We start from the raw sequence: 7,715 nt of genomic DNA, 5'->3' as shown, positions 1-7,715 counted from the left end.
AATGCCATTGAATTATGCGAAATGCACCAATTTGATTGGGAAAATTGCTAATTTAAATCGGGTATTGATGGATTTAAAATAGTACAAAAAATAATATTTAAATAATAAGAATATTTATTTATGAGACGATATATAGCATTGACACTAATATTATTTGTGTATACAAACTCAATAAATGCACAAAGCCCTAAGGTTGATTATAATAATCAAGAACTTTTAAATATTCCTGTGGAGGCTGCATATTATCTTTATAAGAGGGATGATTTCGCTCTTACAAATTTCTTGACTAATAAAAATGGATTGGAAAATAATAAATTTAGCAGAAGCAAAAATAATTATTTTGAATATTCGAGAAATCTAATGGGAATAAGGAATGAAAGTAATTTTTATTTAACCACACTTAATGCCTTCACAATTTTTGTTGATAAAAGAAATGAATACGAAGTCATTGAAGCAAATTATTTAAAATCGAATATTAACAAGGAAAACCTTACCGATAAGTCCTTTTTTGAATATTTAGAAAAACATCCGAAGCTTGTTAAGCATGATGGGACATTTTGGTTAATTATCAGGGGCGAAGATAAAAATACAGTTAAAGTAGTCATTGGAATAATTCCTGATTATTATTCTTCACTATTGAAATACAATGTATTATTCTTCAAATATGATGAATCTGTTAAAATTCAGGAAATTTTACAGCAACTTGCCCTTTAGGTTTAATCAATGAAGATTAGCTTTTTCACTATCATTATTAACATTTTAAAAAACTATGCTTATTTACAAATAGCTATTTTTTTATTATTAATAAATATTATTTAGTATATACTGATTTATTTCAAACATCCTCCAAAAAGAGAAAACCTGTTTATATCAACATAAGATTCGAATTCAATTACAAATATCTCGCAATTAAACTCACAGTAATTAGTCAAATTGTACAAATAAGTTTAATTTCTAAAATTATCGTAACCTTTTAACAAGTACAAAAAATAGTTAAAAATAATATCAAGAAAATAGAATTTCAATAAGTTAGACCCTATTTATGTTGATAATAAAATTTATCTCCACTATTTGAAACGCAATGTTTACATTGCTTTACAGTGCTTTTAGCTGTGGCTTGGCATTGACCGAAACGACATTCAATGTTTTTTTTATTTGTAGTAATTTCAATTCTTGATACCTTATTTGTTTTCGCTACAGAAAGGGTCGAACCTAATAAAAAGAGAGCTAAAAAAAGATTTTTCATTTTGTGTATTTTATAAATTTGAAATTTATCTATTCTGGTTTGAGTAATTACGTCAAATCTTCATTACCTATCTATTTCTAAAAATCATTTAATAGATTCATTTTTATCATATAATTGAGTCGAATGTTACTCATTTTCTAAAATAGAAATGATTTTGTTGAGAGTTATTTTAAAGTTATTTATTTAACGGTCGACTATTCTTATACTTTTATTTTTATATTAATTTAATTTTCTGAAAGTAAAGGTCTTTTAGAAATTGATGCAAGGTTTGATGTTAATTAGATATTTTTTTTAAAAAAGTCATTTGAATTTCTTTCACCTATTAATATGAATTTACTTCTTAGCGATGAATATCCTAGTTCAATCGGGGCTTATGTTTATAATTCAGATTACTATTATGTTAATCGCGAATTTGAATACATACCCGAATTTGAATTTAAGTGCTTAGAGCAGTTTAATATTTGTAAATCTTTATATGAAAGTCTTACGATTTGGGAAAAAGATGAAGTTGTTAAATATTGGGTCAATCAATTTGATTCATATTTTGAGGAAGGGTTAACTTTTTTACCAAAGAATATTAAAAAGTTTGACCTAACAACTTTCAACGAGGTTGCCTCAAATCATTTTTTGTATTATGAACTGAAAAGTACTGACCCATACCCTACTTTTTACCTTAATTATTACATTCGGAAATTCAGATTTTTAATAATTAATTTCTTTTTATTTGAGGAGCAGTGCAATTTAGAATCACTTCGAATTACAGATTATGCTAGACAAGAATTCAACCCTAAAGAATTCTTAAATCTTCCTGAAATATTTTTGCCTGTTGAATTACAGAATGAAATAAATCAATCTAAAATCACGCAAAAGACAATTGTCTGCTTTTTTCATCTTTTGAGAGATAGTGAGTTGAAACCAAAAGGTTCATTTGCAAACAACGAATATTGTCGAATGTTGTGTGAAGAATTCAATTTCCAATATGCGGACAAGTTGGCAAAGCATTTTAGCATTCCTGATTTATCGATAGAGCTTCCGAAAGTCAAAAAATGCATTTTCCCGAATTTAAATGAAGATATCAGGTCAAAGCTAGAAACACATTTACAAAATAACTGTACCTAATTGGTACCATTTTAGTACCATAATTTTAAGGTACCTCACATACTTACCGTCAATATTTGTGCCATAAACCAAACATCAAAGTTTATGGCTTTAAATCCATCATTTATTGTACCAGTATCTAATAGCCAACTATATGAAGCTATTGAGAACTCACTCAGCACCAACAAATCTACAAAGCACAATGAGGTATTTAAAAAATTACTCTGTCAATTTAAGGCAATAGATTTCTATTCTCGCTCATTTGAAGAGTATGATAAATTTATGAAAATTTATGATGATGAAAGTTCTTCAGAAAAAGACAAAGGTGACATCTTAAAAAAGCTGTCTAAATTTAAGCTCCAAGAAAGGCATTATTATATCTGCTGTGTTGATGAGGTTCAGATTGTTGCTCAAGAAAACAACTGGAATATTGTTCGGCACAATGATGAGATTTATTTGTTCAATGGGGAGTATTGGCAAAGAGTTGAGCCTGACGTTTTTCAGATTTTTCTAGCTAATGTTGCGAGGGTCTTAGGAGTACCTAGCATCATTGAGAAACATCATGGTTTCAGAGAACAACTACAAAAACAATTCGCTGCCACCCAGATATTTGCTACTCCTGAATTAAATTCAAGTGACGTTTACATAAATTTACTTGATTGCACTCTTCAAGTTTCAAACGGACAAGTTAAGAATATTCCATTTAACAAAGAGCATTTTCTTAATTACCAATTACCTTACAAATATGATTCAGAGGCAAAATGTCCATTATTTCTTAAATTCTTATTAGAAGTACTACCAGATGAATCAGCTCAACAGGTATTAGCTGAATACATAGGATATTTATTTATCAGAAACGGCAATAAATCAATTAAAGCAGAGAAAATGCTTGTACTGTACGGTTCAGGCGCTAACGGAAAGTCTGTTGTATTTGAAATAATTTTAGCTTTATTGGGAAGGGAAAATGTAAGTAACTACTCCTTAACATCTCTAACAGATACCAATGGTTATTATCGGGCTCAATTATCAAACAAGCTTGTTAACTATGGTTCAGAAATAGGCGGAAAACTCGAAGCTGATTTACTAAAGAAAATGGCTTCTGGAGAGCCTATTGAAGCAAGACAGCCATACGGTCGACCTTTACTCCTTCACGAATATGCTAAGCTAATCTTTAATTGTAACCAATTACCCAAAGATGTCGAACAAACAGATGCATATTTTAGACGTTTTTTGATTTTACCATTCAATGTAACTATTGATGAGGAAAAACAAGATAAACTGCTCGCTAAAAAAATTATTGATAGTGAATTGCCTGGCATTCTTAACTGGATACTGAATGGATTAAAAAGGCTTCTGTGCCAAGGAAAATTTACTAAATGCAAAATTTCAGATGATATACTAATTCGTTATAAGATTGAATCAGATTCAGTCCAAATATTTCTAGAGGAGTATGATATAAATAAGTCTACGGATTCAAAAGAATATAAAACGCTAAAAACCGTTTATGATGCATATCGAGCATTTTGCATAGAAAGTGGATACAAACCAATTAGTAAACTGAATCTCTCTAAAAGGCTTCATTCATTAAAGTTTTTAATAGAGAAAAGAAACATAGGTAAGGTTGTGTTACTAAATACACCTCTAGAAAATGTTTTTTCATAATGTCATTTTAGTCACTTTTAGCACCTATTCTTATGAAATTATATAAGTATTCGCTTGATAAGTCAAGTAGGAAATACCTATGCCCAAAATGTGGCAAAAAGAAACTGGTAAGGTATGTAAATTATATTACTGGAGAATTAGAAGGTAGTGAGTTTGGGAGATGCGATAGAGAGGTTTCTTGTGGGTATTCATTGTATCCTAAGTTGGAAAATGTAGAATTTAGTAAAATAGAAAGAAGCCTTACAATTAGGAGGGGAAATTCAAATCATATAAAAACTCAAAAACAGGTATTTATACCTTGGGAAACACTTCATTCCACATTTTTAGGATATAACGAATGTTCCTTTTTTACATTTCTTTCAAAGAAAGGGATACCAGATGAATTACTGGAAAAAGTAATCGAAATGTACTACTTAGGAACAATACAGACAGGGTACCTTTCGGGTGCTCTGTCTATCCCTTTCATTAATGAAGAAGATAATATTGCTTTCGTTCAAGTGAAAATGTTTAACGAGTCCAATAATACAATTAAGACAAATGCACTTCATACGCTTTTGAATAGGAACTCTGGAAACGATTGGGTGAATGAATATGAAAAAAATGAGCAAAAGGTAACTTGTTTCTTTGGTTCACATTTATTGAAGAGGTACCCCAATAGCCCTGTTGTGTTAGTCGAGGCACCTAAGACTGCGATTTATGGAGCCTGCTATTACGGAGTTCCCAAATCTGAAAACGACTTTTTATGGTTGGCGGTTTACAATAAATCATCACTAACGGAGGATAAATTCAAAATTCTTGAGGGTAGAAAAATCTTATTAATACCAGACCTGTCTATTGATTCAGTAACATTTAATGAATGGAAAGACAAAGCCCTCCTATTTGCAAGGAAGCTGAATAGTACTAATATAATCGTTTTTGATTTTTTGGAGCGATGTGCACCTGCTGACCTTCGCAATTCTGGAGGGGACTTTGCTGATTATTTAGCCCAATTTTCTTGGCAAGATTTTAATGCAAAATTCATACGTGACAAAAGTGATAAAGGTGACCCCAAAAGAAAACATTTTGCTAAAGTATCAATAGTTGAAAAACCCAATAGTGAGCTAATTCAATTATTTGAGCCTTATAAAGGCTATTCTATGAAGGAAATAATTGATATACTGGAGGATAATTTTATCTATCTTAAACTAAATGATTCGGAAGTAATAGAAAGCTTAATTGATAAAAGTGTGATAAAAAGAGATTATGATAGGGATAATTATTATCGCTTTGATTCAGCACCATTTTAGGTAGGTATTAAATTGACATTTTTATTATTTTTTCGTAATTTATATATGAGTTATTAGCCATTGATAAAATTAAATTATGCAAACATCATCGAATACAAAATTTGACAAAAGGAGATTCAATACACCACCGACTAATCCCAATTCTGTTAAAAAATTCACTAAAACCGTCTCATCGAGAGTCGAAGAGCATTTACTAGTTAAACTAGTATACTTGCTTAATAAGCGATATAATTTTAAAAAAGTGCCAATGAACTCAATTAGCTTCGTGATACGTAGAGCTATAATAACAAAAATAAGAGAATTAGAATCTCTGACCGATTAATAAATATATTTAAATTAAATCACCTTAATTAGCTTGAAATTATACCATTTGTGTCTAAGTTGATTTAGAATTGAAAAGTATCAGTCCTTATATTTAACAGAATGGTACCTAAGTAGAAGGTTACCAAAGTAGAAGGTTACCAAAGTAACTTTCCGAATAATACAAATTCTGACAACTATTCAACACAAGGAAATTCAAACCCTTAAAGAAGAATAGACAATTGAATATACACTTGAAAAAATATATTAGTTTAGGTAGAATGGTCATATAATAATGTACAAATTAAAATATTTCATATTATCTCTACTTTTCTCCTTAATAACATTTTAATATTGAGGCATAAATAACAGTAGAATTTTTTGAAAGAGTTAAAACTCAGATAGGCGATAATTTTTGGGGTATATCAGATTTAAATAAATCGATAGAAATAAATCTTAGTGAATTTAAACCTTTCTATTATTAAGGAATCGCAAAGTTTATTATAAATCAAAAAGATAGTGATTGCCAGCCAAGATTTATCTAAATCAAGAGAACTTGGTCAGAATATGCATATGAAATAATAATAAATCATTGTAGTTGTATTAATGAAAAAAAAACTAAGCCTAACTAGAACTAAATCATTTAACCTTACTTTCTCCTTTAACAACAAAAACCAGCTATGATTTCGAAATTCTTAATGATGTTATTGGGAATAATAATTTTCAACCATACAATATGTATGTCTCAAGGTTGTTTTGAGTCAACTATTTTAAGCCCTAAGCCATTTATGGGGAATAATGGAGAAATATTTAAATTATCAGATGGCTCTTTATGGGAGGTAAAATATGAAAATGAGTATCTATATGAATATTATCCCAAAATAATTGTTTGTCCTCAAAAAAGTATAATTTCCATAAAAGGGAAAATATTAGACGTTCAGTTGATAAAGAAAAGTACTAATTCAAAAAAAAACAATTCAGAAACTATAGAAAATGATGTAATTGAAAGTAAAATTGATGGGGAATTTGAAGGATGGGATGGAGATACTATTTTCAAATTAATCAATGGTCAAGTTTGGCAACAAACAGATTTTCAAATTACTCTTTCGTTGAAGTTAATGCCGAAAGTATTTATTTACAAAATAGATAATATTTATAAAATGCAGGTTGAAGGAATTGAAAAATCAATACAAGTGATAAGATTGAAGTAATTGAATCTCTAATGCTTAAATAATAAAAATATTTTTTATTGGAAAATACATATATCCAAATGAAAAAAACATTCGTCTATCTATTGCTCATATCCAATGTGTTTTATTGTAAAGCTGTGAATGATAATTTATCAGAACAGCAGATTTTAAACTTAATAGCAAAATCTGCAAATGAATTTGGAGTTAATGGAAAAGATTTAAATAAACTAATTGATTGTTTAGGTCAAAAATTAAAGAATAATTACCCAAATTTTCCTAATGGAATCAAGAAGTCTCAGTTAAAAGAGTTACAAGAACTTTCTAAACTATCTACAATTCAATGTATTAAGAGCGGAAGTTTGAATTTGACACTAAAATGGACACCCTTTTTAGAGGAAATATTATATGACAAATTTTATGGACTTGAAGAACTTAAATCATTTGGTTCAGAAAAAAGAAAAATGTTTACAGAGTGCGTTATAGCTGGAATCAAGAATCAAAACCCCAATGGTTTTAACTTAAAAAACGGGTCAGCCAATCGGAATCCTGCAGGTAGTCCTGTGCTAAAATGCAAGTATTTACTTTTAGATTAAATGAGCTATTCCTATAATCGTTTATTGGCTTTTATCAAGAAGAAAACTTCTCAAGATGCGAGCTTTAACATTCACTACTTTTTTTCATCTTTAAAATAAATTGAGAACTTTATTTGAATGTAAGATTAGGTGAACCTCCAACTTTCATCAAAATGATATTCAATTGTTTGCCAAGATTCACTCCATTTCTTGAAAAGCAAATTGTAAATGTTTTTTAATTCAGAGTCAAATTAGAACACTTGGTTTTAAAATTTATTAATTCAGAAATAATTAAAAGTGATGATGGTGAATAGTCTAATCACTTTAAATACTTTAAAGGTAAATCAGCTATCCTATGGAC

7 protein-coding genes are annotated in these 7,715 nt (G+C 29.2%); 6 read left to right on the top strand and 1 reads right to left on the bottom strand.

The features are described 5' to 3' along the window. Positions 1 to 120 precede the first annotated feature (120 nt). The gene (locus G9H60_RS13090; protein ID WP_223144500.1) at positions 121 to 714 is read left to right on the top strand and encodes a hypothetical protein; all 594 of its coding nucleotides are present in this window, start codon (positions 121 to 123) and stop codon (positions 712 to 714) included. Positions 715 to 1,036: 322 nt separating this feature from the next. Here the strand turns inward: G9H60_RS13090 and G9H60_RS13085 are convergent, their stop codons facing one another. After that, positions 1,037 to 1,246, bottom strand: coding sequence for a hypothetical protein (locus G9H60_RS13085; RefSeq protein ID WP_223144499.1), 210 nt, complete (start codon positions 1,244 to 1,246; stop codon positions 1,037 to 1,039). A gap of 327 nt (positions 1,247 to 1,573) precedes the next feature. Here G9H60_RS13085 and G9H60_RS13080 point away from each other — a divergent pair, with 327 nt between their 5' ends. From G9H60_RS13080 to G9H60_RS13060, 5 genes are all read left to right on the top strand, one after another. Further along, positions 1,574 to 2,365 carry a hypothetical protein gene (locus G9H60_RS13080; RefSeq protein ID WP_223144498.1) on the top strand — a complete coding sequence of 264 codons (792 nt, stop codon included), beginning with the start codon at positions 1,574 to 1,576 and terminating at the stop codon, positions 2,363 to 2,365. An 84-nt stretch (positions 2,366 to 2,449) separates the two neighbouring features. Beyond that, entirely contained in the window at positions 2,450 to 4,006 is a 1,557-nt protein-coding gene (locus G9H60_RS13075) for a DNA primase family protein (protein WP_223144497.1), read from the top strand. Between the two features lie 32 nt (positions 4,007 to 4,038). After that, complete coding sequence (locus tag G9H60_RS13070) at positions 4,039 to 5,292, top strand: DUF6371 domain-containing protein (RefSeq protein WP_223144496.1); 1,254 nt, start codon at positions 4,039 to 4,041, stop codon at positions 5,290 to 5,292. A gap of 1,040 nt (positions 5,293 to 6,332) precedes the next feature. Then, positions 6,333 to 6,803 carry a hypothetical protein gene (locus tag G9H60_RS13065; RefSeq protein ID WP_223144495.1) on the top strand — a complete coding sequence of 157 codons (471 nt, stop codon included), beginning with the start codon at positions 6,333 to 6,335 and terminating at the stop codon, positions 6,801 to 6,803. A gap of 59 nt (positions 6,804 to 6,862) precedes the next feature. After that, positions 6,863 to 7,375, top strand: a complete 513-nt coding sequence (locus tag G9H60_RS13060) for a hypothetical protein (RefSeq protein WP_223144494.1) — start codon at positions 6,863 to 6,865, stop codon at positions 7,373 to 7,375. Positions 7,376 to 7,715 lie beyond the last annotated feature (340 nt).

This window comes from Aquirufa aurantiipilula, assembly GCF_019923745.1.
GTDB classification, from domain to species: Bacteria; Bacteroidota; Bacteroidia; order Cytophagales; family Spirosomataceae; genus Aquirufa; species Aquirufa aurantiipilula.
Note: the sequence above shows the minus strand (reverse complement) of the source record. Positions and strands in the feature narration are given on the sequence as shown.

Excerpts from the sequence above, each read along its gene's own strand:
- G9H60_RS13090 (WP_223144500.1), top strand. The coding sequence starts at position 121 with ATGAGACGATATATAGCATTGACACTAATATTATTTGTGTATACAAAC.
- G9H60_RS13070 (WP_223144496.1), top strand. The coding sequence starts at position 4,039 with ATGAAATTATATAAGTATTCGCTTGATAAGTCAAGTAGGAAATACCTA.
- G9H60_RS13085 (WP_223144499.1), bottom strand. The coding sequence starts at position 1,246 with ATGAAAAATCTTTTTTTAGCTCTCTTTTTATTAGGTTCGACCCTTTCT.
- G9H60_RS13065 (WP_223144495.1), top strand. The coding sequence starts at position 6,333 with ATGTCTCAAGGTTGTTTTGAGTCAACTATTTTAAGCCCTAAGCCATTT.
- G9H60_RS13060 (WP_223144494.1), top strand. The coding sequence starts at position 6,863 with ATGAAAAAAACATTCGTCTATCTATTGCTCATATCCAATGTGTTTTAT.
- G9H60_RS13080 (WP_223144498.1), top strand. The coding sequence starts at position 1,574 with ATGAATTTACTTCTTAGCGATGAATATCCTAGTTCAATCGGGGCTTAT.
- G9H60_RS13075 (WP_223144497.1), top strand. The coding sequence starts at position 2,450 with ATGGCTTTAAATCCATCATTTATTGTACCAGTATCTAATAGCCAACTA.